The 23,068-nt window shown below is 63.4% G+C and carries 28 protein-coding genes; 10 read left to right on the top strand and 18 right to left on the bottom strand.

What is annotated here, in order from left to right:
- The first annotated feature begins 126 nt into the window (after positions 1–126).
- The 3 genes from QOH60_RS22070 to QOH60_RS22060 all read left to right on the top strand — a co-directional run bounded on the left by QOH60_RS22070 (position 127) and on the right by QOH60_RS22060 (position 1,952).
- Positions 127–876: an IclR family transcriptional regulator gene (locus tag QOH60_RS22070; RefSeq protein ID WP_526424001.1), complete on the top strand. Its 750-nt coding sequence runs from the start codon at positions 127–129 to the stop codon at positions 874–876.
- Between the two features lie 191 nt (positions 877–1,067).
- The gene (locus QOH60_RS22065; RefSeq protein WP_526424000.1) at positions 1,068–1,211 is read left to right on the top strand and encodes a hypothetical protein; all 144 of its coding nucleotides are present in this window, start codon (positions 1,068–1,070) and stop codon (positions 1,209–1,211) included.
- 93 nt (positions 1,212–1,304) lie between these two features.
- On the top strand, positions 1,305–1,952 hold the full coding sequence (locus tag QOH60_RS22060; RefSeq protein ID WP_526423999.1) for a response regulator transcription factor: 648 nt from the start codon (positions 1,305–1,307) through the stop codon (positions 1,950–1,952).
- A 13-nt stretch (positions 1,953–1,965) separates the two neighbouring features.
- On the opposite strand, the gene QOH60_RS22055 is transcribed toward QOH60_RS22060, so the two are convergent.
- Positions 1,966–3,150 carry a sensor histidine kinase gene (locus QOH60_RS22055; RefSeq protein ID WP_526423998.1) on the bottom strand — a complete coding sequence of 395 codons (1,185 nt, stop codon included), beginning with the start codon at positions 3,148–3,150 and terminating at the stop codon, positions 1,966–1,968.
- Between the two features lie 34 nt (positions 3,151–3,184).
- Positions 3,185–3,433, bottom strand: coding sequence for a hypothetical protein (locus QOH60_RS22050; protein ID WP_526423997.1), 249 nt, complete (start codon positions 3,431–3,433; stop codon positions 3,185–3,187).
- Between the two features lie 330 nt (positions 3,434–3,763).
- Between QOH60_RS22050 and QOH60_RS22045 the strand changes: the two genes are divergently transcribed.
- Positions 3,764–4,837: an NAD(P)H-dependent amine dehydrogenase family protein gene (locus QOH60_RS22045; RefSeq protein WP_526423996.1), complete on the top strand. Its 1,074-nt coding sequence runs from the start codon at positions 3,764–3,766 to the stop codon at positions 4,835–4,837.
- An 86-nt stretch (positions 4,838–4,923) separates the two neighbouring features.
- Here the strand turns inward: QOH60_RS22045 and QOH60_RS22040 are convergent, their stop codons facing one another.
- The 5 genes from QOH60_RS22040 to QOH60_RS22020 form a co-directional block, all read right to left on the bottom strand.
- Positions 4,924–5,109, bottom strand: coding sequence for a DUF2510 domain-containing protein (locus tag QOH60_RS22040; protein ID WP_526424149.1), 186 nt, complete (start codon positions 5,107–5,109; stop codon positions 4,924–4,926).
- 332 nt (positions 5,110–5,441) lie between these two features.
- The gene (locus QOH60_RS22035; protein WP_526423995.1) at positions 5,442–6,764 is read right to left on the bottom strand and encodes an acetyl-CoA hydrolase/transferase family protein; all 1,323 of its coding nucleotides are present in this window, start codon (positions 6,762–6,764) and stop codon (positions 5,442–5,444) included.
- 71 nt (positions 6,765–6,835) lie between these two features.
- Entirely contained in the window at positions 6,836–7,261 is a 426-nt protein-coding gene (locus tag QOH60_RS22030; RefSeq protein WP_526423994.1) for a nitroreductase family deazaflavin-dependent oxidoreductase, read from the bottom strand.
- 33 nt (positions 7,262–7,294) lie between these two features.
- Positions 7,295–8,038, bottom strand: a complete 744-nt coding sequence (locus tag QOH60_RS22025) for a DUF899 family protein (protein WP_526423993.1) — start codon at positions 8,036–8,038, stop codon at positions 7,295–7,297.
- A gap of 24 nt (positions 8,039–8,062) precedes the next feature.
- A complete protein-coding gene (locus tag QOH60_RS22020; RefSeq protein WP_526423992.1) occupies positions 8,063–8,989 on the bottom strand; it encodes an NADP-dependent oxidoreductase in 927 nt (308 codons plus the stop codon).
- Positions 8,990–9,083: 94 nt separating this feature from the next.
- Between QOH60_RS22020 and QOH60_RS22015 the strand changes: the two genes are divergently transcribed.
- From QOH60_RS22015 to QOH60_RS22005, 3 genes are all read left to right on the top strand, one after another.
- Complete coding sequence (locus QOH60_RS22015; protein ID WP_526423991.1) at positions 9,084–9,647, top strand: NADPH-dependent FMN reductase; 564 nt, start codon at positions 9,084–9,086, stop codon at positions 9,645–9,647.
- Positions 9,647–10,519, top strand: a complete 873-nt coding sequence (locus tag QOH60_RS22010) for an aldo/keto reductase (protein ID WP_526423990.1) — start codon at positions 9,647–9,649, stop codon at positions 10,517–10,519. Before QOH60_RS22015 ends, QOH60_RS22010 begins: the two co-directional genes overlap by 1 nt.
- A gap of 81 nt (positions 10,520–10,600) precedes the next feature.
- Entirely contained in the window at positions 10,601–11,107 is a 507-nt protein-coding gene (locus tag QOH60_RS22005; RefSeq protein WP_526423989.1) for a MarR family winged helix-turn-helix transcriptional regulator, read from the top strand.
- Positions 11,108–11,132: 25 nt separating this feature from the next.
- Here QOH60_RS22005 and QOH60_RS22000 read toward each other — a convergent pair whose 3' ends face one another.
- The 7 genes from QOH60_RS22000 to QOH60_RS21970 all read right to left on the bottom strand — a co-directional run bounded on the left by QOH60_RS22000 (position 11,133) and on the right by QOH60_RS21970 (position 16,898).
- On the bottom strand, positions 11,133–11,576 hold the full coding sequence (locus tag QOH60_RS22000; RefSeq protein WP_526423988.1) for a nuclear transport factor 2 family protein: 444 nt from the start codon (positions 11,574–11,576) through the stop codon (positions 11,133–11,135).
- A 180-nt stretch (positions 11,577–11,756) separates the two neighbouring features.
- A complete protein-coding gene (locus QOH60_RS21995; RefSeq protein WP_526423987.1) occupies positions 11,757–12,137 on the bottom strand; it encodes a nuclear transport factor 2 family protein in 381 nt (126 codons plus the stop codon).
- Positions 12,138–12,163: 26 nt separating this feature from the next.
- The gene (locus QOH60_RS21990; RefSeq protein WP_526423986.1) at positions 12,164–13,162 is read right to left on the bottom strand and encodes a zinc-dependent alcohol dehydrogenase; all 999 of its coding nucleotides are present in this window, start codon (positions 13,160–13,162) and stop codon (positions 12,164–12,166) included.
- Positions 13,159–14,037, bottom strand: a complete 879-nt coding sequence (locus QOH60_RS21985) for an aldo/keto reductase (protein WP_526423985.1) — start codon at positions 14,035–14,037, stop codon at positions 13,159–13,161. The genes QOH60_RS21990 and QOH60_RS21985 overlap by 4 nt, the downstream gene beginning before the upstream one ends.
- A 14-nt stretch (positions 14,038–14,051) precedes the next feature.
- On the bottom strand, positions 14,052–14,999 hold the full coding sequence (locus QOH60_RS21980) for an alpha/beta hydrolase (RefSeq protein ID WP_526423984.1): 948 nt from the start codon (positions 14,997–14,999) through the stop codon (positions 14,052–14,054).
- Positions 14,990–16,519 (bottom strand): GMC family oxidoreductase, encoded by a 1,530-nt coding sequence (locus QOH60_RS21975; protein WP_526423983.1) that lies wholly within the window; start codon positions 16,517–16,519, stop codon positions 14,990–14,992. The genes QOH60_RS21980 and QOH60_RS21975 overlap by 10 nt, the downstream gene beginning before the upstream one ends.
- 13 nt (positions 16,520–16,532) lie before the next feature.
- Complete coding sequence (locus tag QOH60_RS21970; protein ID WP_526423982.1) at positions 16,533–16,898, bottom strand: nuclear transport factor 2 family protein; 366 nt, start codon at positions 16,896–16,898, stop codon at positions 16,533–16,535.
- 237 nt (positions 16,899–17,135) lie between these two features.
- Between QOH60_RS21970 and QOH60_RS21965 the strand changes: the two genes are divergently transcribed.
- Positions 17,136–17,621, top strand: coding sequence for a nuclear transport factor 2 family protein (locus tag QOH60_RS21965; protein WP_526423981.1), 486 nt, complete (start codon positions 17,136–17,138; stop codon positions 17,619–17,621).
- Between the two features lie 67 nt (positions 17,622–17,688).
- Here QOH60_RS21965 and QOH60_RS21960 read toward each other — a convergent pair whose 3' ends face one another.
- Both QOH60_RS21960 and QOH60_RS21955 read right to left on the bottom strand, forming a co-directional pair.
- Positions 17,689–18,507, bottom strand: coding sequence for a cutinase family protein (locus QOH60_RS21960; RefSeq protein WP_526424148.1), 819 nt, complete (start codon positions 18,505–18,507; stop codon positions 17,689–17,691).
- Between the two features lie 174 nt (positions 18,508–18,681).
- Complete coding sequence (locus QOH60_RS21955; protein WP_526423980.1) at positions 18,682–19,149, bottom strand: MarR family winged helix-turn-helix transcriptional regulator; 468 nt, start codon at positions 19,147–19,149, stop codon at positions 18,682–18,684.
- 122 nt (positions 19,150–19,271) lie between these two features.
- Here QOH60_RS21955 and QOH60_RS21950 point away from each other — a divergent pair, with 122 nt between their 5' ends.
- Complete coding sequence (locus tag QOH60_RS21950) at positions 19,272–20,057, top strand: zinc-binding dehydrogenase (protein WP_526423979.1); 786 nt, start codon at positions 19,272–19,274, stop codon at positions 20,055–20,057.
- 254 nt (positions 20,058–20,311) lie between these two features.
- Here QOH60_RS21950 and QOH60_RS21945 read toward each other — a convergent pair whose 3' ends face one another.
- A complete protein-coding gene (locus QOH60_RS21945) occupies positions 20,312–21,229 on the bottom strand; it encodes a cutinase family protein (RefSeq protein ID WP_526423978.1) in 918 nt (305 codons plus the stop codon).
- 182 nt (positions 21,230–21,411) lie between these two features.
- On the opposite strand from QOH60_RS21945, the gene QOH60_RS21940 reads away from it, so the two are divergent.
- Positions 21,412–22,275 carry an acyl-CoA thioesterase gene (locus QOH60_RS21940; protein ID WP_526423977.1) on the top strand — a complete coding sequence of 288 codons (864 nt, stop codon included), beginning with the start codon at positions 21,412–21,414 and terminating at the stop codon, positions 22,273–22,275.
- On the opposite strand, the gene QOH60_RS21935 is transcribed toward QOH60_RS21940, so the two are convergent.
- Positions 22,272–22,985: a rhomboid family intramembrane serine protease gene (locus QOH60_RS21935; protein ID WP_526423976.1), complete on the bottom strand. Its 714-nt coding sequence runs from the start codon at positions 22,983–22,985 to the stop codon at positions 22,272–22,274. The genes QOH60_RS21940 and QOH60_RS21935 overlap by 4 nt on opposite strands.
- Positions 22,986–23,068: the final 83 nt, after the last annotated feature.

The raw sequence follows: 23,068 nt of genomic DNA, 5'->3' as shown, positions 1-23,068 counted from the left end.
CCTTTCATATGTACGTATTTACGGATTAATAACCGGATATCCGGACTGTGTCCGTACTGTACTGTGCCCGGCGCCTCGGCGCAAGCCCTTCTGCATCCGTTGGTAGGGGCTTGCTAGCGTCACCGCATGCCCGCCCGTCCGCACCGCACGGTCGACCGAGTGACTCAGATCCTCGAGACCGTGTCCTTGAGCCCGCGCGGCATCACCTTGGCCGAGCTGGCAACCGCCCTCGGCGCGGCAAAGAGCTCCATTCAGGAGCTGACCAACGGACTGCTCGCTCGCGGTTATCTCATCGAGGAGGACCGCCGGTTCCACCTCGGGCCAGGGCCGTTCATCCTCGCCGTACGCGCGAACAAGCTGGCGGCGCTCTCCCTTGATCACCGGTTCGTGGCCGAGTTGGCCAACGTCCTCCGTTGCACCGTCCTCGTCGGCGTTCGCGTCGGGAACGCCATCGTCTTCACCGACCTCGTCGGCGAAGAATCTCCCAGCCTCACATTCGTCGCCCGCACCCACGCGCGTCGCCCGCTGTATACGAGCGCCGCGGGGAAAATCTTGCTCGCCAACATTCCCGACGGCGAAATGGACCGCCTCCTCGACCTCGCCGGCCCCGATCAGGCAGGCGAAGTACGACAGTTCCTCGCCGAGCTCCCGGAGATTCGCTCCCGCCGACTCGCCTTTAATCGGGGAGTTACGCTCGCGGACGCGTTCGCCGTGGCCACGCCGCTGCTGGCGCCTGACGGCAATCTGATTGCGGCGATCAGCGCAGCCGTCGACGCGTCACAAGCGGATCGCCTCGACGACATCGGCGACGAGCTCAAGAAAGCAGTCGCCACTCTCGGCCCCAAGTACGGGCTCAAACCGCCCAAAGCGGGCTAACCAGCCCGCTAACCGGGCCCGTCGCTTGCTGCCGCCAGCAGCGGCACGACTGGTGATCGGCGCGTAGCGCTCGTCGTCGACCGTCCCGAGGAGCTCGACCTGGTCGACCTCGCCGTGGACCAGGTCAGCCCCCGGGGCACGTTCACCCGGTTCGCTCCGCGGCGCCGCAGCTGCCGCACTATCCGTCAAAGTTGGCGCGCGAGAGCCGTATTCGCAATTTCGTGCCCAATTTCGGCATCGAGGATCGCGGCGATGGCGGCGGGGTCGTCAGCCTCGCCTCAAAGCCGGAGGCGCTTGAATCCCAGCTGAGAAAGTACGCCGCGGTCCACGTCTAGGCCTGTGCCGCGTTTCGGTGAGGTGCTCGAGACGCCCGTGTCGATGACCAAACGCACCGACGGGCTGCCATTGCGGTGCGAAGATGATCCCCTATGTCTCGTTCAACTTCTCGCATCAAGGTAATCGTCGCCGACGATCACCCCGTGTTCCGCCAAGGAGTGATCCGCTGCCTGATGTCGAGCGGGACGATCGACGTCCTCGCCGAAGTCGGCGACGGTCGCGCGGCGCTAGAGGCGATTCGCGAGCACCGACCCGATGTGGCACTCCTCGATTTCAAGATGCCCGAGCTCGACGGACTCGATGTCGCACATGCGATCGCGAGAGACGGGCTACCCACCAGGGTGGTGCTGCTGAGCGCATTCGACGACAGCTCCATCGTCTACAAGGCGCTCGCCGAGGGAGCAGCGGGCTACCTCACCAAAGAGGCCGACCCCGACGAGATCATCGACGCCGTACGCAAGTGCGCAAGCGGCTCAACCTATCTGCCCAGCCACCTCGTCGGTGGGCTGGCCAGCGAGGTCAAGCAGAGGTCCAAAGGCGGAGGGGACGTGCTGACAGCACGGGAGGCCGAGGTGGTGCGCCTGATCGCCGACGGTCTGTCGGTGCCGCAGATGGCAAAACACCTGCACCTCGCGCCGAGCACGGTCAAGACACACGTTCAGAATTTGTACGACAAGCTCGGGGTTTCCGATCGCGGTGCAGCGGTAGCCGAGGCGATGCGGCGGCGCCTTCTGGAATGACGTCGCTGACGGGTCAGCGCACCGGCAGGCGAACACGAACATGTGTGCCCAACGGCTCGTCGATGAACGTGAAGGTTCCTCCCGCGGCGTCGACGCGCGCGCGGTGAGACGCTAACCCGATATGTCCTTCGGAGAGCCGGCGTTCCATGACCTCGGGGCCGATGCCGACGCCGTCGTCGATGACGTCGATCTGGCAGAGTCCGTCCGTCACCACGAGTGTCACCGTGGCTCGGTCGGCTTGAGAGTGACGCGCAACATTGGACAACAACTCGCGGATCACGCCGAAGACCATGGGCTCCATGGCATTCCGGGTCGGATAGTCGACGGTGGCCTGAACGTCGATGCCCGATCGTCGGGACGTGAACGACGCCAGCTGGTCGACGGCAGCGCTGAGCCCGACCTGCTCCAGCACAGCGGGGTGTAGTTCGAAGGTGGTCTCCCTCAACCGCTGCGACGCTTCTTGCAGGGTGGCCGCGGCCCGTGTGAGATGCGGGCTAGGCGACTCCTTCGCAAGCACGGCAATCTCTTGGCGTGCCGCAAGCACATCCTGAAGTGGGCCGTCGTGAATCGCCTCTGACATCCCTCGACGCTGCGCTTCCGTAGCGCTCATCGTGTCGGCCAGCAATGCCTGGCGCGACGCGTGCAGCAGTGCTATCTCGTCGATGTGTTCACCTTGAACGTAGACAACCAACCACGCTGCGCAGCAAAGCAATCCGTAGATCGCGATCAGGAAGAACGTTTCGCCCCAGCCCAGATGTGGCTGCATGACCGGATCCTCGAGCATGCTGACAGTGAAAGCCGCAACGCTGATAGCCAGGACGATAGCGGCTCGCTGCCACGAGACGTCGAGGGCGACCATGATCGGCAGCAGCGCCATCACCAGTAGCGGTATGTAGCCGCCGTCGGACAACACTTGAAAGCTGGACACCATCAGCACGTCGATGAGGGCCAGCAGAAACTGGATGCGCGGTCGCGTGATCGGCGCTGAGGGCGTGAACGCCATGACGACCGCGACAAGGGCAATCACCGCGAAGATCGCAAGCAAGACGCACTGTGTGGCCCACTCGCGTTCTGCGGTGCCCATGAGCATTGCCCCGGTCATGGTCGCGACGACGCATACTCGGAGTACCGCCGCGATCCGCAGCGACCGCCGTCGCTGCACCTGGCGCACCTGGTCGAGGTCGGTGGTGCTGGTCATGTGCGAATTCTCCAATACGCCGATAGGTGGTCGGTTATGACGAGTAGTACTCGTGCTTGTTGTTGCCGTAGTACTCGCGCTTGTTGTTCCAGTACGGCTTGTGCGGTGCCGGGCTGACGACCGGACTGGCGATCTGTGCGCTTGAGTCTGTGTCGGTGGGAACGGTGGCAGCGTCGGCGGCCGCGGAGCCCGCGAATCCGAGTGCAGCGCCCGCGATGAACGCCGCGGCGACGCCGGGAAGGGCGATCGAACCGATAAGGCGTTTCATGGTGGTGGTGGTCATCTTGTCTCCTTGAACTCGTTGCTCCGGGTGTCTGGCCCGTCGTCACTGCCAGTGCAATAACTCTCGCCGAGCATCGGGGCTGCGTGAATCGGTGCAACGGAGGGTGAGGGAGCGGAAAACTTTCTCCTCCGATTGGGGGAGGAAATTCTCATCAGTCCTGGACCCCGCTTTACGTGCGAATGAAGCATTTAATGACTAGAGTCAACGTTAGTAACGCTCAGGTCGGCATCTTTCGCGTTAAGTTACTATTTACCAATATGCTTGAGCTGTACTACTCTGCGATGAGCAGCTTAAACTGACTCAAGTTATTGGATCAAGGACGGATACAGGATGCGCCGAGTAGTTCAATTCTCCACCGGAAACGTCGGCGTCCACTCGTTGAGAGCGCTCATCGAACGGCCCGATCTGGAATTGGTCGGTGTCCACGCCGCCAGCCCGAACAAGATCGGGCGCGACGCGGCCGAATTGTGTGGGTTGACCCAGCCCACAGGCGTGATCGCGACCGACGACATCGACGCGCTCATCGCGCTGAAGCCGGATTGCGTCGTCTACACCGCACAGGGTGAAACGCGGCCGATGGAAGTGATCGACCAGATGACGAAGTTCCTTTCCGCGGGCATCAACATCGCGGCAACGTCGATGGTGTGGCTGGTCACGCCTCGCCAGGCGGACGACTGGCTCCGGGTCCCGTTGGAACAGGCCTGCGAGGCAGGCAACGCGTCGCTGTACGTCAACGGTATTGATCCCGGTTACTCCGGAGACACCGAGGTGCATTCCGCACTGAGTCTGGTGACGCGCGCCCGGTCGATCACCGTCCAGGAGATCTTCGACTACGCAAACTATGACGATTTCGAATTCACGGGCAAATCAATGGGTTTCGGTGTGAGCGCCGATGACGAGACACCGATGCTCTTCCTGCCGGGCGTCCTCACCACGATGTGGGGTGGCGCGGTGCGCAATCTCGCCGATCAGCTGGGCGTGGGGCTCGACGAGGTCCGTCAGCGGATCGAGCCGTGGTACACCGACACGCGGATCGAATGCAAGATGGCGACGGTGGAGCCCGGACAAATGGCGGCAGTCAAATTCGCGGTCGAAGGTGTTCGCGACGGGGATCCGGTGATCACCATGGAACACATCACCCGGCTCACGGCCGCGTCGGCGCCAGAATGGGCCTACCCGCCCGACGGTCGCCCCGGCGTACATCGAGTTGTGGTCGAGGGAGAGCCGCGCGTCGAACTCAACACACATGTGGCCCACCCGGGACTCGATGTCACCGAGGCGGGGTGCCTGTCGACCGCGGCGCGAGTCGTCAATGCGATCGACTGGATCTGCCGCGCTCCCCAAGGATTGATCGCCCTGGAAGACATTCCTCCAGCGGAGCTGATTCGTGGACTGATGTATTAACCACACTAATCGCTCGGACGTGTCGCCGGCGAGCAAGTGCGGCTTACCCGGTGCCTTTCTATCGAAAAGTAAAGAGCCGCTATTCGTTACGCGGTGTTACGCGTTTCAGATGTCCAGACTCGACCATCGTAGTAGCGCATCATTCTGTGATCGTTTTGATCTGGGTACCACCCGGGAGTCAAACCGCTGGACTGGGCGGGCGCCTGCGCGACTGGCTGCTGGACGACGGTTTGTTCGCGATATGCTCGGTCGCCCCGGGGTGCCAGTGCCACTCGCACCGCCCACACAGCGACGGCGACCACGAGGATGACAAGTAAGAGCCAGATCAGTGAGTTAAGTGAACCGACGATGTTGGACACGGTAGCCCTCTTCCTTCCGCGAACTGGTGCATCGACCGACCGCTACGTCGACAAGAACTGGAGAATTCCCCGCAGCTACGTCCACCCGAAGGCAGGCAGCACAGAATCCCGGGCCGATCTTGGGATAGCCACATGCGGGGCAAATGTCGACCTCCACGCCGAGTACCTCCCCGCTTGCCGCACTCCCAACTTCGAATACCTACCCGGCGCTGTCGTGGGCCAAACGTGGCGGCGGCCGCTCAGCGTCACGCGACGGGCGAACGGCCCCTCGACGCGCGTTCGGCGGCGGCAAGTAGCTCGTCGCGGAACTGCGGATGCGCGATCGCCGCGAGCGCCTCACCTCGCTCACGGACAGTCCTGCCTTCGAGTTCGGCGGCGCCATATTCGGTGACGATCATGTCGACGTGGTGTCGCGGTGTCGTGATCACGGCGCCGGGTCCGAACCACGGCACGATACGTGACTGCAGCACACCGTTTTTCTCGAAAGTCGACGGCAGACAGATCAGCGAGCGGTCCGACAACTCGAGCCCCGCTCCGGCCACGAAGTCCTCGGCGCCGCCGATCCCGCTGTACTGACCGCCGGAGATCGTGTCGGACACGACCTGGCCGTGCACGTCGATCGCCAGCGCACCGTTGATCGTGATCATGTTGTCGTTGGCGGCGATCACATCTGGCGCGTTGACGATCTCTACCGGAAGGAACGCAACGTCTTCGTTGCCGTCGAGCCATGTGTAGAGCTCGTCAGAGCCGAACGCGAACGTCGTCACACTCACACCGTCGTACTGTCCTTTTCGGGTGTTGGTGACTTTTCCTGCGAGATGCAGATGCATGCAGCCGTCAGTGAACATCTCGCTGTGCAACCCATACTCGCCGTTTTCTCCCTCGGCAAGCAACGTGGCGATCTGGTTGGGAATCGAGCCGATCCCGGTCTGCAGTGTTGCCCCAGACGGGATGAAGCTGACGGCGTGTCGTGCGATTGCCTCGTCGATCTCGGTGGGCGGCGCACCCCCGCCGGGCAGCGCGAGTGGCGCATCGGCGGAGCGCACGAGGAGGTCGATCTCGTCGACGTGGAGCGCATGACGATGCTGCGTGCCGAGCCCGAACGTCCGCGGATACCGATCAGAGATCTCGACGACCAGCAGCCGGTCGGGATCGGCCCCCGCGCGGTGCAATTCGCCCATCGTTCCGCCGGCGTGCAGCGATAGTGAACACCAGCCGTCAGCATCGGGAGGCGTGGCGACGGTCGTCATTACACGCGGTGACTGGGCCTCGAGCAGCGGGCCGAAGCGGCGAAAGTCCGCGGGCGCGAACTCGACGTCGGCGCCCATGTCCCGCAGCGCCCGCTCGAACGGCCCGAAAAAGCCTGACACGTAATGTACGCCCGGGCGCGAGAACAGTTCTGTGCCCACCGCGATCAGCGCGCCGAAGATGCGCAGCTCTGTCCAATCGTCGCGCTGACCGAGTGCGCGCATGAAGGCCGGCGGCTGTCCAGGACCGAGCGGCATCCCCAACGTGTCGGTAGGCGTCAATCGGGCGGCGGCCTGCTCGGCGGTCAGCTCCTCTGACATGGCGCGGATTGTTCGTTGCGCGGCCGCGGAATGTCAACCCTCCGGGATTGTCGGAGCGCTGCGGCCCGTCGTCACGACCTGGTCGACTTGGGTGTCAGAGCCACGACGGGAATGGTGCGTGTCGTCGTGCGCTGATATTCCGCGTACTGCGGAAACCGTTGAGCCTGATCGGTGTACTTCGCGTCGCGCTCTGCTCCATGCAGTTCAACGGCATGCACATCGAGAATCTCGTCTCCGACTTCGATGCTCGCGTCAGGGTTGGCGACGAGGTTCCAGTACCACGCTGGGCTGCGGTCGACGCCGGCGGCCGAGGCGAACAGTAGGTAGCGACCGTCGTCGGCCAGGTACATCAACGGGTGCACCCGCTCCTCGCCGCTTCGCGCTCCCGTCGTGTGCAGGAGTAAAACCGGTGCGCCCTCAAAAGGCCCACCGAGCCGGCCATGGTTGCCGCGAAACTCCTCGATGTTGCGGCGGTTGAACTCGTTGACTTCTGGCATGGTGCCTCCTCGTTGGTTCCAGTGAGACCGTCGTCACCAGTTCTGGGGCGGGTGCGCAAGGCGCCATCGCCGGAACCGTGGCATCGTGGCCAAATCGAACAGTGTCCAGACCGGCTCGACCGCGTCGAGCTGTGCTGGGTCCGGTTCCGGATCGTCGGCGGGCGCGAACATGAGTTCGCTTGCCCAGTGCAGCCGTATCGCGTTGTCGGGCAACCGGTTGAAAACGGTCAGCAGGGGCACAGGCTGACCGTCAGCGCCGTCGCCACCGTAGTCGCGGCGAAAACTGCAATTGGCTGCCGACAGCATCCGGACGTGCCGCCACCCCCGTTCTTCCGCGAACGCCGCTACCTGTTCGATGGGGGCCTTGGCAACGACCGCGAGATTGCCGCCCATACCGTCGAATTGGGGCATCGCGCTGTCCCACATCTCGATCAGTGCGGTGCACGATGGGCACGGCCCTTCAGCTATGGGCAGTTCCGAGAAGATCCCGCTCGTCGGGCGGGGTCGACCGTCGTGCGAGTGGCGCGGGAACATGTAGTGATAGAGCATCAGTGTGTCGCTGTCACCGAACAGCTCCGACATTCGCACCGTCGTGGGGGCGGCGTCGTCGCCGATTCGGTCGAACACATAGTCTTCAGGGACCTCGCCGCCGGGCGGCAGTGATTTTCGTTGCAGCACAACTGCTTCCATTTGCCGCTGAAGATCAACCTCCTGTTGAAGGAGCGCATCGCGTGCTTCGCGATGCTCCCGCGACTCATTCGGAAACGCTATCGGCATACGCATCTCCTCAACCGCAGTCGCTCACGGGCGCAACACCAATTTGCCTCGGGTGTGGCGCAATTCCACCTCCCGAAATGCATCGCGCACTTCATCGAGGGCGAAGACTCCCGCGATGGGCACTTCGAGCTCACCGCGTGCGACCAGATCGGCAAGTTCGGCGAGCACCGCCGCAGTCGCGGCATCCACGCCGCCCGCGGACAACACTCCGAACTGTTCCACGGCCGCGAAGTCGGCGATGGTGTCAACCCGGTCGGGCGGCACTGAAAGGTCCTCGATCGCCATGGCGACGTATCCGTCACCGAAGAAATCCAGGAGCGCATCGATGTGCCCGGACGGCGCTGCGGCGCGCAGCCGGGCCGGTAGGTCGTCGCCGTAATTGACCGGGATCGCTCCGTGTTCGGCGAGCCAGGCGTCGTTGGAGGCCCCGGCGATGCCGAGGACCGTCGCGCCAGTGCGTTGTGCGAGCTGGGTCGCGATCGAGCCGACGCCACCGGCCGCACCTGCTATCGCCACTGTCTCTCCCGGTTGGAGGCCTACTGCGCGCACAGCGCCGTAGGCCGTCGCGCCCGCAACAAACAGCGCCCCAGCGACGTCCCAGGAGACCTCGGGTGGCTTGGCGGTCAACTGGTCCGCCGGCACTGTCACGTATTCGGCGTGGCTGGACCGGCGCATGGAGAAGCCGATCACCTCGTCACCCATCGCGAAATCGCGGACTCCGGGTCCGAGTTCGGCCACCACTCCCGCCAGGTCGCTGCCTTGACCAGATGGAAACGTCGCCGGAAATTGATCGGCAAGAGCGCCGCTGCGGATCACGCCTTCGCTGGGGTTTATTCCGGCTGCCCTAACCTCGACCAGAACTTCGCCGGCGTCTGGTACGGGGCGGGCCACCTCGCGCACTTCGAGGACGTCAACCCCACCGTACGAATCGAATTGCACCGCTCTAGGCATAGGTCCAACATTAATAGCTGTACGTGACATGTCAATCAGTTTATGCTTGTAGTGGAATCGCCTCTGCTGCGAAGCGACTTGAGGATGGGACGCCATGACTGATGTCAAGATCGGAATCATCGTCGGCAGCACACGGCCGGGCCGCCACGCCAGAATGGTCGCCGATTGGGTGCTTGCGCGGGCGGCAGCGCGGACAGGCGCACGTTACGAAATCGTTGATCTCGCGGACTATCCCTTGCCTCACCTCGATGAGCCGATGCCCCCGTCATTCGGGCAGTATCAGCACGACCACACCAAGGCGTGGGCGAACACCGTCGGTTCCTACGACGGCTTCGTCTTCGTGACCCCCGAGTACAACCACTCGACGTCCGGTGTGCTGAAGAACGCCATTGACTACCTCTACGCCGAGTGGAACAACAAGGCGGCGGCCTTCGTCTCCTATGGATCGCTCGGCGGCGCGCGTGCGATCGAGCACTTGCGCGGGGTGTGCGCCGAACTGCAGATCGCCACCGTCCGTCAGCAACTGTCGTTCTCTTTATTCACCGACTTCGAGAACTTCGCCGCGTTCACCCCCGCGGCTCTGCACGACGACACCGCCGTCACGTTGTTCGACCAGCTTGAAAGCTGGACCGGCGCGTTGAAGCCGTTGCGCGGCTGATGGGTCAACGAACGCCCGGCCGCTATCGCCTGGCTGACAAGACCGTGTCGCGCATGGGTTACGGCGCGATGCAGCTGTCCGGCGACGGTGTATTCGGCCCGGCTCGCGACCGCGACGAGGGCGTCGCCGTGTTGCGCGCCGCGGTCGACGCTGGTGTGAATCACATCGATACCGCGCAGACCTACGGTGCCGGTGTGGTCAACGACATGATCCGCGAGGCCCTTCACCCGTATCCCGACGAGCTCGCGCTGGTGAGCAAGGTGGCGGCCAGGCGCGACGAGTCCGGCGCGCTGTTGCCCGTCGACGATTCCGATCAGTTGCGCGCCGACATCGAGGAGAACCTGACCACCCTTGGTGTGGACCGGCTGACAGCGGTGAACCTGCGTGTGATGGACAACGATGTGCCCGATGCGCGCTTCGTCGACCAACTTGGCGTCCTGGTGAGAGCCCGAGACGAGGGGCTCATCGGTGGAATCGGGATCAGCAACGTCACCCGCGGCCACCTGCTGCGAGCTCTCGAAGTGACCGAAATTATCTGCGTGCAAAACTTTTTCAACCTCGCGGACCGCAATAGCCTGCCCATAGTTCACGAGTGCGCGGTGCGCAACATCGCGTTCGTGCCGTTCTGCCCTTTGGGTTATCCGCAAGCACAGCGCGAGGCGATCCTGACCAACCGGGCCGTGGCCGCCGTGGCTGCCCGCCACGGTGTCACCGCGGCGCAAGTCGCACTCGCGTGGCTGCTGGCCCTTGGTCCCCACATGCTGCTCATCCCGGGAACCCGCACCCGCGCTCACCTCACCGAAAACCTCGGCGCGTGCCGACTGTGGTTGCACGACCGCGACATCGCCAACCTCGATGCGGCGTTTCTGTAGCGGCAGAACGACCGGAGCACCGCGAAATTGCGGGCGATCGCGGATAATCAGAGTGAAAAGTCCAGCAGGAAGGCGGTGAAAATGGCGCGTGCCCGCCGCACATCGCCCGGCGACAGTCCATGGTTGTCCCCGACGCAGTTCCGTGCGTGGCTTGCTTACATGCGCGTTCAATTGCGCATGAACTACGAGATCAACCGGCAGTTGCAACGCGACAGCGACCTCTCGTTGGCGGACTACCACGTGATGAATGCATTGAGCATGGCGCCAGATCACACGATGCAGGTCACCGACCTGGCGGCGATGATTGGATGGGAACGCAGCAGGGTTTCACACCATCTGCGCCGGCTGAGTGAACGCGGCCTCACGGAACGTTGTCAATCCGCCAGTGACGGGCGCGCGACCGATGCGGTGTTGACCAAGAAGGGGATGGACGCGATGGTCGACGCCGCGCCGGGGCACGCGTTGCTCGTCAAGAAACTGTTCTTCGAGCCGCTACCAGACGAGCTCGTCGCGCCCTTCACTGCTGCGCTCGAACACATCCAGGCCAGTCTCAACCTGAACTCATCGCTGCCGCCCACACCCCTCTGAGCGCGCCAACAGGAGTCGCCTGTCATCAGTGGGCAAGTGCCCCTTCAAGATTGGTCAAGACTCCGAGCTGAGCGAAGATGATCGACCCCTCTGGGTAGCAGTCGAACCGTTTGATCTTGCCGTCTTGCAGCTCGAAAACGTCACAGCATGGCGCGTCCATTCGCTTTCCGGTGGCGGGTAAGACGCCGAAGGGAAGCTGCAGCGGGCCGTCGTGCGTACCTTGCAGTGCCAGTTGGACAACGACGACGTTGCCGTCGGCGTAGATCTGATAGAGCTCGCGGTGCATGTCCGAAAATGCGGTGCCGTAGTTTTGAACCACATCCGCCAGCTCACGGCCGCGGTAGCTGGCGCCCACCGAATTGTCCGTGAACACGCCGTCCGGAGTGAACGCATCGATCCACGCTTCCAGATCCTTTCGTTCGGCGATCTGATAAGCGTTGCGGACGGTGGCCACATTGTCGTTGGTCAAGTCTCGGTCCTCTCTTGAGAGCGCAATTGGTATTCGCCGTTCGACTATATACATGATACATCATGTAAATATGGATAGCAGCCGCCGGCTGCCCAAACCGGTTTAGTCACAAGAACCCCATCAGGCGCTCCAAAAGTCGATGTTGGTTTTGCCCGAGCGACAACCGCTGTCGCTTGGCCGCTACGTCGCAAAGACCGGGTTGACGTCCATGAAAATGAGGTACTTGTCCACGCATCCATTGCGCACCCGAAACACGTTGCAACACGGCAAGTCCAGTTCGCGGCCGTCCAGCCGTTCGTAGTGCACGTCCATGATCGCAATCACTGTGCCGTCATCGACTTCCCACAGGTCGAGGATCGAGTGGCGCAGTCCCGCTATCGATTTGCGAAATGCACCTGCTGCCGCAACGAGCTCCTCTCGGGTGTCGGTCGGCTCGGCATTGCCGAAGCGAAAGTGCACCTGGGCTGCCGTTAGCGCCGCGATGCCGGCGTCATCGCCGGCGTCAACTGCACGGATCAAGGTCCGAATAAGATCGCTGTCAGTGGGTTGTGCGGTGGTCATATCTCGTCTCCGATCTGATCTGGCCGTCAGGCTTGGCTCGGTGCGATGAGCGCCTTCATGATTCGGCCGGTGCGCAATGCATCGAAGGCGCTCAGGGCATCTTTAAGTGGTGTGATGATGCTGGTGAGGTCGGCAACGACGAGTGCTCCCGTCGCGAGAAGGCCGATCGTGCGCTCGAATTCGTCTGTGTAGGTGTAGGATCCACGCACCGTGATCTCTTTGATCAATATCGTTGCGGTGTCGAATCCGCTACCGTGGCCCGCGCCGACCGCTACCAGGGTGCCGCCGGGGGTGAGCATATTCAGAGCGTTCTCGATCGCTGCCTCGTTGCCCGAACATTCGATCACTACATCGACACTGTCAGCCGGAACGTCGGAAGGCGTGACCACCGTGGCATGCGACGCGGCGGCGTACTGTGCGCGTTCGCTGGAGGGCTCCATGAGCAGAAGGTTCTTGGGCGACTTCAGATGTGCCAGGCGGCAGGCGAGCTGCCCGATTGGGCCGCCGCCGGTGACCAACACGGTGCGGCCCTGAAGTTCGCCTGCCCGCTCGACCGCGCGCAACGCTGTTGCCGCGGGCTCCACCCATGCCGCTTCCCGCATTCCGAGGCCATCTGGGATGGCCCGCAGGTGGGACGGAAAGGCGGCCATCTCCGGTGAGAGCGCACCGTCGGACTGCAGGCCGAGCGCTGTTTCGAGCGTTGCCTGACGACAAAAGTTCGGCTGACCGGCCTTGCAGTATTTGCAGTCTCCGTCGACGTTCCCGTTGGGGTTGACGGCCACGCGTTGACCGACGGTCCAATCCGCGACGTCCGCGCCGACGGCCGCGATGTGCCCGGTTGATTCGTGCCCCATGATGCAGTTCCCGTGATACACCTGCGGCAATTGGGCTGCGTGAAGATCGCTTCCGCAGATCCCGCACAGATCTACCTCGACAATGACTTGGTCGGGGCGCAGGGTCGGGCGAGGCCGATCCTCGATGACGATCAGACGATCGGTGTTGAGAACCACTGCGGGCATGGTCATAAGGTCTCCTGAGGACTGAACGCTGCACTGAGGCTGCCGATTTCGTCGCTGGCCAACGATAACGAACCAGCAGCAAGGTTTTCTGTGAGGTGACTGCGGCTCCTGGTGCCGGGTATGAGCAGGACGTTGTTCGCGACGGACAACAGCCACGCGAGTGCTATCTGAGCCGGCGTGGCGCCCCGGCGGGCCGCGATGGCAGTAACGACCGGATTCGTCCGGATGACATCGTGTTGTTCCTTCGGCCAGCCCAGCGGACAAAACGGAACGAAGGCGATTCCTCGGGAGATGCACTCCGCAAGCACGGCGTCCGATGATCGGTCCGCGAGGTTGTACGCGTTCTGCACGCAGACGATGTCTGTCACCCCGACCGCTGTGAGGACGTGTTGCAGTGTGACGTTGCTGATCCCGATCCCTGCGATAAGGCCTTCATCTCGTGCGGCAACCAACGCGCCGAGCTGACCGACGAATCGCCCGTTCGGCGGGGCATTGTCCATTACCCGGAGGTTCACTGCCGTCAGTTGATCAACACCCAGGGTTGCGAGATTGTCTTCGATACCCGCACGAAGCTGGTCGGGTTCGTCGTAGGGCAGGACCGCGCCGACGTCGTCGCGGCGCGCCGCCACCTTGCTGACCAAAGCCAACTCGTCGGGGTAGGGGGACAGTGCCTCGCGAATCAGCTCATTGACCACTACCGGCCCGTAATACTGTGCGGTATCAATGTGATTGACGCCCGCATCGATAGCAGCCCGCAACACTGCAACAGCTTCATCGCGATCGCGGGGCGGCCCGAACACGCCGTCGCCGGCTAACTGCATCGCGCCGTAGCCGACGCGCCACACCGACTTGTCTGCCAGGTTGAAACGGTCGCTTGTCATCGTGTTCACCGTCCTCAGAGACTTGCCAACCGTCGCAGGCGATTCGCGATGACCCGCTTCGTCACCAGTGCTTCGGGGGCAACCATGTCAAAACCATGGGGCAGGCCCGGCACCACGTGCAGTTCGGTGGGAACGCCGGCGGTCATCAACCGCCTTGCATAGTCGATGTTTTCGTCACGCAGTATGTCGATGTCGCCGACATCGATGTAGGTAGCGGGGAGCCCGGAAAGATCTGAGGCCCGCGCCGGCGCGGCGTACGGCGGCACCTCTTCGCCCTGCCGAGCCGGCCCGAGCAGTGCACCCCAGCCCGTTTGGTTGTCGTCGTAGGTGAATACGAGATATTCCGAGGGGAGCTCGGGGTCGGGGCGGACTGTCCTGTCGTCGAGCATCGCGTAGAACAGCATTTGTTGCGCCACTGACGGCCCCCGGCGGTCACGAGCCATCAACGCCACACCGGCGGCCAGTCCGCCTCCGGCGCTTTCTCCCATCACCCCAATGCGTTTGGGGTCCACGCCGAGTTCGGTCGCACTGTCGGCGAGCCAGCACAGCGCGGCGTAACAGTCCTCGACCGGAGTCGGATGGGGATGCTCGGGTGCGACCCGGTAGTCGACCAACAGCATCGGAACGCCTGTCGCTCTTACGTATGCGCGCATCATGCGGTCATAAGCAGGCAAGAGAGAGACAATGAATCCGCCCCCGTGCAAGTACAAGACTGCGCTACCGGGAGGCTCCGTCGTTGCGTCCTGGTACCACGACAGTCTGAGGCCGGCACCGTCGTCCGTGACAGTGGAGGAATCGCACCTGTCGACCCCCGACACCGCGTCGCCAGAATCCGCCAGTGCGGCGAACCCTTCCGAGAGGTTCTTCCTCCGGTCGTCGATGTCTCCGATCGGCGGCCCGGCCCTCTTTGTCCCGGAACCACCCAGAATGTGGAGAAGCTCGGGGTGTATCCCTAACGCCATGTCTTGCCATAAACGCGGCCGAAGATCCGGTCGGCGACCATGATCGTCGTGAGATTCGTTACGGTTGACGGGATTCGAGGGATGATGGACGCATCGACGACCCGCAGGTTCGATAGGCCGCGGACAGCACCGAGAGAGTCCACAACCGCCCAGGGGTCGTCGGCACCCCCCATCGGGGCAGTCGAGGTCGGATGGCCATACACTGCGAGATTGGCGGCGACCACCTCGGCCAACGCCTCGTCACCCACCGCGTCGCCCGGTATGAGCTCACCCGCCTGAAGCGGACCGAATACAGGATTGCGCGCGAGACGGCGAGAGAGCCGGACCCCTTCGAGCATGCGGAGCTGGTCGCGCTCAGTCGCCAGGAAGTTGTTGTCGATCACTGGCTGCTCATTCGGGTCCGAACTCGAGATACGAAGAGTGCCAACGGAATCGGGCAGCACCACCGCGGTGGCCAGCACGATGGCACCTCCGGTGGGACTGTAGGAGCCGTCGAGTAGGTGGGTCGCACTAATGTGCATGTCCAGCTCGCCCTCGGTGGCCAGGCTCGAGCGGAACCACAGCAATGCGCCCGTCGCGGGAGCCATTTGGACGGCGTCGGCTGCGAGCGCGTATGCGTTGTAGAAGAACGGTTGGTCTTGAAGACGTTGTCCCACTGGTAGATCCGCAATAGGGGCAATGCCTAGCTCGGCGAGGTCGGGTGCGGGGCCGACACCGGACCGCAACAGGATGGCGGGACTTCCGTACGTCCCTGCAGACAAGATGACTTCGTTCGCTGTGTATGCCACTCCCGAACCGCTGACGACCCCGGTCGCTGCCGTGCCGTCGAAGAGCACCCTGTCGACCACGACCCCACCCAGGATCGTGAGGTTCGTCCGCTGACGCACCTCGTCGGTCAAGTAGGCCGCTGCGGAACTCTGCCGCACGCCGTCGACAATGTTGACCGGGTATCCGCCGGCTCCTTCGGCGTCACTCCCGTTGAAATCATCGACGCGCTTGTATCCTTCGGCGACAGCTGCGTCGATGAAGCCCAGCAGCCCGGGTGTCAGATCATCCTGTGTGCGTTGGCGAACCGACAGCGGGCCCAAACGTCCGTGGTACGCGTCGTCGCCGACATCCGTGTTCTCGATCGCCTTGAACGTGTCGAGTACGTCCTGCCATGACCATCCGTCCACGCCGTGCTGGCCCCACGTTTCGATGTCGGATCGCCGAGCGCGTATCGCAACGGCAGCGTTGACCGCCGAACTGCCGCCCAACACGCGCCCGCGTGGTACGGGAATCTCCGGGGAATGAGCACCGCCGCGAGCGGTGTATCCCCAATCGAAGGCTTGCGCGGCCACGTTGTCCGCGTTGCTCAACGCGGGCGGCACTTCGTCGGGCGCGAATGCCTGCCCGGCCTCCAGCAGGAGAACACGACGATTGGGGTCTTCACTCAGGCGCGCGGCCAGCGTGGCCCCCGCCGAACCGCCTCCGACGATGAGAACGTCGGCTGTCTCTTTCGCGCTGTAGTCGCTGTCCATTTCTTACGCTCCTTCATGCGTGCTGGTGGGTAAGCACTGTGTAGAGCTCATCGATCACCCCGTCGCGCACGATCGCAACATCGAATCCTGAGACGCGTGGAATGTCACCACCAGGCTCGACGACGTGGAATGCCAAGTAGCCCAGACCCAATGTCTGGTACGGCGGCTCAGCCGCAATGAATTGAAGGTCACCCAGTTGTTGCTGCAGCGCTTCAGCTTTGGCGGCCAGCGCGGATCGCCCCGTCGTCACGCCGTCATCATCTGTCCACCGGACGTCGTCAGAGTAGGTTCGCGCGATCGCGGCTTGACGCTTGAGGCGATCGCGCTCGTTGAATACGCCAAACAGATGGGTCTGCATCAACTCGGGGATACTCGTCACGAACGACCTCTTCAGTGCATGATATATCAACTAATTATCTGTCACCACCGACGAACCGACTCGGCCGTGTGCCGGCATGGCTGTGCGAGTTGCCCCGCCACATACCAACGGCTTCAGCGTGACGCGGACAAGTCGGCCATCCACCGCACTCACAGTAGTAGAGTTACATGATATGTCAATCAATATGCCGAGTGCGGACCAACAGCTATGCGAATGGTGGGGGATGGAGTCAGCGCAATGACATCCGAGGACGTGCGGCGCACGGCCCGCGTCCGTCTGTCAGGCGAACAAGCAGCCGACCAGTTGGCGATCAGAGAACTGATCGACGCGTACGCATACTGCGCAGATCGGCGTGATGCTGCCGGTCAAATGGCGCTCTTCACCGAAGACGCCGTGTTTCTGGTCTACATGGAGGGGAGCGGAACCGCGACCCAGGAGGTGAGAGGTCGCGCGGCGCTTGCGCCGGTGTTCGACGATCTGAACGCCTACGAAGCGACCATGCATTTCAATGGTCAATCCACAACCGTGGTCGATGGTGATCGCGCCTCGGGAATCGCCTATTGCCTCGCTCACCATGTCAAGGTGTCCGGATCGCAGCGCAGCCTCATGGTCGCAGCGATCCGCTACCTGGATAGCTTCGTCAAGCACGACGGACTCTGGTACTTCAGCCAGCGCCGGCTCATGGTCGACTGGACCGAAACTCGTCAACTACTGGCCGAATAAGACTGACGGCCGGGAGCGGTCCTTTGAGACTCGCTTCCGGCCGTCGCTCGGTGACGGTGGGTGGTATTCAGTTGCCCTGTGATGGATCAAGCTCGGGCGCAGGCGCTGCAGCCGGCTGGTTGGCGCCGACCTCACCTGCGGTTTGCTCCACTACTGCAGCCTTGGCGGAGGCACCCAACTTCTGTGCGGCGAAATCGGCTGCCTGGTCTGCCATCCCGTTGTTCTTGTAGGAACTGTGGGCGGAGCGGTCGAGGCCGCCGGGGAAGCAGACGGGGTCGCCGGTTGCACACAGCTGGAGGGTTTTCCCCGCATAGAGCTTGCCGATGGTGATGGGCGGCGCGCCGTGGTCGACCAGATTGAGAAACCAGGTGTCGGGCGTCCCGAACAGAACTACTGCCGCGACGTGCGAAGCGATTGCGGGAGGCATGGGGCCGGTGATGCCTGCCGGCAGGTCGAATCCGGCCGGAACGGCGTCGGTCGTGGTGTAACCCGCCACCGCGGCACCTTGCGAGTACCCGCCCAAGACAATCTTGGTGTTTGGGCAGTTCGTCGCGACCGTCTGAATCTTGTTGGCGGCGTCGACGATTCCGTCGGCGGCTTGCCCGAAGTTCAACGACGCAGGGTAGTTCACGCCGTACACGTCGACCGACTTTCCTGGCAGTCGAGCGTTGAGCGCGTCCACGAATGCCTGACCGGTCGCACCGACACCGGGGGCCTCATTGGTGCCGCGGGCGAATACGACTTCGACGTTGGCGCACGCGTCGCTGGCGGCACGCGCCTGCGCCGAGACCGTCGACGCCCCGGCCAGCTGGCCGAACAGAATCGCGGTGGCGGCGAGCGCAACGAGAATCGCCGACAGCGCTGCGCGTGTCATCGAGGCGCCCATTCTGGCGACCATGGGTGTGACGGTGCTCATAATGACTCCTCTGCGTTCGTGGTAGTCACTTCAATGTTTAAGTGACCGCTGACCTGTACAAGCGGGAGCCCCGATTGGTGATTCCAGGAGAGGTGGGTGATCTACACCACAGCTGCCGATGCTTCCTTGAAGACAGGTCGCGATTCAGGTGGATGCGGTGGTCGGCCAGGTTTCGTCAGGCGGCAGGCCGTCGAGAATGCGCTGGCAGATTGCACCCAACTGGCGAGCCTGAGCTTGCGTCAGGCGATCGAAGACGTATTCACGCACGGCGGCCACATGCGACGGGGCGACTTCCTGCAGGCGGCGAAGCCCCGCAGGGGTGAGTACCGCAAGGGTGTAGCGGCTGTGTTGGGGATCCGGGCGCCGGGCGACCCATCCTTGCTTTTCCAGGCGGCCGACCGCCTGGGATAGTCGTGGCAGCGAGCTGCCTGTGAGCGTGGCGAGGACGCTCATCCGCATCGTCGATTCGGGCGTCTCCGACAGGCGCGCCATGATGAGATATTCGAACTGGCTGATACCGAACTCTCGCTGCAGTTGCGTGCTCAACACCGGCTGCAACCTCAGGATCATCGTCGACAGCTGAGCCCAGATCTGCTGCTCCTGCGCATCCAACCATCGAGGCTCATGTTCGGCGGCCACGCCCTGATTCTAACTTAAATGTTGAACCGGAAATATCTCTGCCACTTAAACGTTTAACCGGCTAGTGACGTAGCCGCAGCGATGAAGGGGCAGCGATGAACGCAATGGGAGTGACCCGAACGGGCTTCACGCCGCAACTGATCGACATCGACGAGCCGACTCCCGCCGCCCATGAAGTCGTTGTGGACGTGACCGCTGCGCCGGTGGACGGCCGCAGCTTCGCGGGCACGGTGGCCGCCGTCGGCACCGACGTCGACTACATCAACGTCGGCATGTACGTATCGGGCGTCACGGCTTCGCGAGCATTCGGGCAGCCTGGCCGCTTCTCCGAGAAGGTGGCTGTGCCGGTGGAGTTGATTGCCCCCATCCCAGACGGCATGGACCCCGCGCAGGCCGCCGTGGTGGGACTGGCTGGAATCACGGCAGTCAGCGCGCTCGACGCGCTGGGGGTCACGCATCTCGGAAACATGGTTATTCATGGTCCGGTGAGAGGGGTTGGCGGGTTTGCGCTGCAACTCGCGAAGGCTCGCGGCGCCGTGGTCGCCGTAGTCACGCACAGAGGCGACGTTGACCTGGCGCGCAGGCTCGGCGCGGATGCCGTCGTCACAGATGACACAGACGCGGCACGGGCGATGCAAAAGGTGCGGTTCCTCCTTGACGGTCGCGTCGACACGGTTATTCACCTCGCCGGAGATCCCTCGTTGGCTGCCGGCATTGTGCGCACTGGCGGGAGGATCACCTCCGTTGCCGAGACAGACATGCGGCCGACACGCTCAGACATCGAATACCGCCCGACCGTCGTCTCGCCGAGTGGCCACACACTGGCCGATCTTCTCTTCAAGGTCGCCTCACGCCGTCTGGCTCAGATTTCGGTGCTGTGAGGGTGACGCTCGCGTAGATTCATGGCTCCGATCCCGATTCATGGCTCCGATACCTAGAAGACGACGCCAACATGACGGAAGTTTCCCGGATGCCGAAGCGGCCGAAGAATTTGGCTACAAGCCGGAGCTCAAGCGAACTCTCGGCTCGTTCCAGGTGTTCGCAGTCTCGTTGGCGCCGAACGTCGATTACCCATCGAGTTTTGGCGGGTTTTTGAACGAAAAGTCGACGCTCGGCCTGCACGCCTTCGGCTTCGTTAGCTTCCGACGACCTTGCACGTGGTGGAGCACATCAGCAAGGTGCCGGGCGGAAGCGGTGCATGGGTTGCCAGCGGGGGCTGTGTGCCGTCAGGCGGAGGCGCCGCAGGCGACGGCGGTGGTGCAACCGGCACGGACGATGGTGGCGGTGCGGCGGGGGCAGGCGCGGGTGCCGGCGCGGCAGGGGCGGGGGCAGCGAGCGCCTGCGGCGGTGCGGCCGGAGCGGGCCGGGTCGACGTGGGCGCGGGCGGCGGGGTAGCCGGAGGAAGACTCGCCAACACACGGCCCGCGACAAAGGAGGCCGCCTGGTCGGTCAGCCCTTGGTCGGCATACTGCGTGTGCGCGTTGAAGTCCGTCCCGCTCGAGCAGATCGCGTCGTCGGGCACGCACAGATCGATCGTCTTGCCCTTGTACGCCGGGCCGACGACGACGTCCGGCTGGTTGATCGCATGCATGAACCGGTCGTTGGGCTTGCCCATCAGCGCGACGGCCGCGACATGGTCGGCCACGTCGGCCGGCATCGGGTTCGGCACCCCGGTGGGCGCGCCGTCCGGGATCACGTTTGCGGTGACGAAGCCCATCACAGCTGCGCCCTGCGAGAACCCGCCCAACACCAACTTGGTGTCCGGGCACGCCGCGGTGGTCGCACGGATGTGGGTGCTCGCATCCCTGATGCCGTCCAGAGCCGTGGGGAAGTCGGTGGTTGCCGGATAGTCGACCGCGTAGACATTCATGGACCTGGTGCCCAGTCGCGGACGCAGCGAACTCAGAAAAGCGTCGCCGGTCGGACCCAACCCGGGTGCCTCGGTGGTACCGCGCGCGAACACCAGGTCGACATCCGGGCACGGCTGCGCCGATGCGGACGGAATAGATGCAGCGAGCGGCGCCAACCCGGCTACCACCGGAACAACCACCATTGCGATACGACATACCCTCACAACGGAAATGCTGACACAGGTTGTTGACGACCGCGCGCGGAACAGTGAACGACAAATGAACGTAACGATGAAATGTGCACGGGTGTACCACCACCGCAAGGGAGACTCGTCCTGATGATGCACGCGATATATGTTGCCGCGCAACGGTTTTGGGCTCAAACATGACCTCGGCACAGGAACTGCACAGGGACTTGCTCGCCGCGCTCACGCTGGCCGAGGGCGACGATGGGGTGCTGCGGGCGCCGTACTTCAGCGCCGGACGAGGCGTGGTGTTCGGCGGACAGCTGCTCGGTCAGGCGATCGTCGCAGCCGACCGCCGAATCCCCGGCAAGCGCGTCAAATCGGTACAGATGGTCTTCGCCCGTGGCGTCATTGTTGCCGAGCCGGCCGACATCGTCGTCGAGCCGATGCACGACGGTCGCACTATCGCCAGCGCGACCGTGAGCTTCCTGCAGGGCGGTCGCACCTGTGCACGCTGCCTGATCCTGTGTGACATCGAAGAACCTGACCTTGTCCGCTGGCAGATTCCTATGCCCGATGTCGCACCACCTGACCCCGCCGAGGCGCGGCCGCATGCGCTGACCGCGCCGGAGACGATCGTGGTGGACAATGTCGACGTCAACGACCCCGGGCTGATCGGGCCTGCCTTGCTGCAGCTCTGGGTTCGGTTTCCTGAGGCGCCGCGGGACGACGCTTTGCAGCGCGCACTGCTGGCGCACACCACCGACGGCTGGCTGATCGCGACAGCGATGCGCCCGCACCCCGACCTCGGTCAGGCGATGGCCCACACCCAGGTCTCCACTGGTGTGCTGACGCAGTCGCTGTCGTTCCACTCGCCTGTCGACGTCCGGGAATGGCTGCTCATCGACCACGAGGTGCTTGCCACCGGGGCAGGCCGGACCTACGGCCGAGGGCACATCTTTACCGACGACGGCCAGTTGGTCGCGTCCTTTGTGCAGGAGGCCTTATTGCGCCGATTTCCCGCGGGTCAAGATCCGCGCGGCAAGCAGAGAACCATCTTCTAGGCCAACGGGTTCAGTTGGTCACGCGCGGGTGCCTGCGCACTGATGACGCCTGTGCCGGAGAGAATCCGCGCCACAACGTAACCGAAGATGAATCCCCCGACGTGGGCGAAGAATGCGACGCCGCTGCCACCGTTTTCGGTGGGATGGATCAGCGAGCTGTTGCCCTCGAAGAACTGATAAAGGAACCAGCCTCCGAGGAAAAGCCACGCAGGGATGCTGATCGGGAACCAGAACAGGAACGTTTGGATACGGGAGGTGGGATAGAGCACGAAGTAGGCGCCCATCACCGCGGCGATCGCGCCGCTCGCACCCAGGCTGGGAATTTGCGCGTCGGACGCCGGAGCGAAGAACAACGTCATGGCCGTTTGCAGCATCGTGGCCGCGAATCCGCCTGCGAAGTAGAACAACAGATAGCCCAGTCGACCGAACGCGTCCTCGACGTTCTTGCCGAAGATCGCCAGGAACAGCATGTTCCCGAGGATGTGATCCCACCCCGCGTGCATGAACATCGACGTGATCCAGCCGACGCCCCAGGGCACGCCCATGTGGCAGGTGCCATTCACATCGCATGCGTAAAACGACGCTTGGTTGATCGCTGCGTCGCCATTCGGCAGCTCGTAGAACAAGAAGACCGCGAAGTTGGCCGCGATCAGAGCCACGTTGACGATCGGGAACCGCCGCGCCGGAATGCCGTCTGAGTACGGAATCATCTCCAGACTCCCTCCGGCGTAGGTCAGCCTCGGAGACAGTGCGGCACCTCCGACCATCCGATCGTCGACGGTCGCAGCACAAG

Source organism: Mycobacterium sp. (assembly GCF_032159765.1).
GTDB lineage: Bacteria > Actinomycetota > Actinomycetes > Mycobacteriales > Mycobacteriaceae > Mycobacterium.
This window is presented reverse-complemented; position numbering and strand designations above follow the sequence as displayed.

Coding starts and splice junctions, on each gene's coding strand:
- QOH60_RS22070 (WP_526424001.1), top strand. CDS start 127: ATGCCCGCCCGTCCGCACCGCACGGTCGACCGAGTGACTCAGATCCTC.
- QOH60_RS22060 (WP_526423999.1), top strand. CDS start 1,305: ATGTCTCGTTCAACTTCTCGCATCAAGGTAATCGTCGCCGACGATCAC.
- QOH60_RS22055 (WP_526423998.1), bottom strand. CDS start 3,150: ATGACCAGCACCACCGACCTCGACCAGGTGCGCCAGGTGCAGCGACGG.
- QOH60_RS22050 (WP_526423997.1), bottom strand. CDS start 3,433: ATGACCACCACCACCATGAAACGCCTTATCGGTTCGATCGCCCTTCCC.
- QOH60_RS22045 (WP_526423996.1), top strand. CDS start 3,764: ATGCGCCGAGTAGTTCAATTCTCCACCGGAAACGTCGGCGTCCACTCG.
- QOH60_RS22035 (WP_526423995.1), bottom strand. CDS start 6,764: ATGTCAGAGGAGCTGACCGCCGAGCAGGCCGCCGCCCGATTGACGCCT.
- QOH60_RS22030 (WP_526423994.1), bottom strand. CDS start 7,261: ATGCCAGAAGTCAACGAGTTCAACCGCCGCAACATCGAGGAGTTTCGC.
- QOH60_RS22025 (WP_526423993.1), bottom strand. CDS start 8,038: ATGCCGATAGCGTTTCCGAATGAGTCGCGGGAGCATCGCGAAGCACGC.
- QOH60_RS22020 (WP_526423992.1), bottom strand. CDS start 8,989: ATGCCTAGAGCGGTGCAATTCGATTCGTACGGTGGGGTTGACGTCCTC.
- QOH60_RS22015 (WP_526423991.1), top strand. CDS start 9,084: ATGACTGATGTCAAGATCGGAATCATCGTCGGCAGCACACGGCCGGGC.
- QOH60_RS22010 (WP_526423990.1), top strand. CDS start 9,647: ATGGGTCAACGAACGCCCGGCCGCTATCGCCTGGCTGACAAGACCGTG.
- QOH60_RS22005 (WP_526423989.1), top strand. CDS start 10,601: ATGGCGCGTGCCCGCCGCACATCGCCCGGCGACAGTCCATGGTTGTCC.
- QOH60_RS21995 (WP_526423987.1), bottom strand. CDS start 12,137: ATGACCACCGCACAACCCACTGACAGCGATCTTATTCGGACCTTGATC.
- QOH60_RS21990 (WP_526423986.1), bottom strand. CDS start 13,162: ATGACCATGCCCGCAGTGGTTCTCAACACCGATCGTCTGATCGTCATC.
- QOH60_RS21985 (WP_526423985.1), bottom strand. CDS start 14,037: ATGACAAGCGACCGTTTCAACCTGGCAGACAAGTCGGTGTGGCGCGTC.
- QOH60_RS21980 (WP_526423984.1), bottom strand. CDS start 14,999: ATGGCGTTAGGGATACACCCCGAGCTTCTCCACATTCTGGGTGGTTCC.
- QOH60_RS21975 (WP_526423983.1), bottom strand. CDS start 16,519: ATGGACAGCGACTACAGCGCGAAAGAGACAGCCGACGTTCTCATCGTC.
- QOH60_RS21965 (WP_526423981.1), top strand. CDS start 17,136: ATGACATCCGAGGACGTGCGGCGCACGGCCCGCGTCCGTCTGTCAGGC.
- QOH60_RS21960 (WP_526424148.1), bottom strand. CDS start 18,507: ATGGGCGCCTCGATGACACGCGCAGCGCTGTCGGCGATTCTCGTTGCG.
- QOH60_RS21950 (WP_526423979.1), top strand. CDS start 19,272: ATGAACGCAATGGGAGTGACCCGAACGGGCTTCACGCCGCAACTGATC.
- QOH60_RS21945 (WP_526423978.1), bottom strand. CDS start 21,229: ATGGTGGTTGTTCCGGTGGTAGCCGGGTTGGCGCCGCTCGCTGCATCT.
- QOH60_RS21940 (WP_526423977.1), top strand. CDS start 21,412: ATGACCTCGGCACAGGAACTGCACAGGGACTTGCTCGCCGCGCTCACG.
- QOH60_RS21935 (WP_526423976.1), bottom strand. CDS start 22,985: ATGATTCCGTACTCAGACGGCATTCCGGCGCGGCGGTTCCCGATCGTC.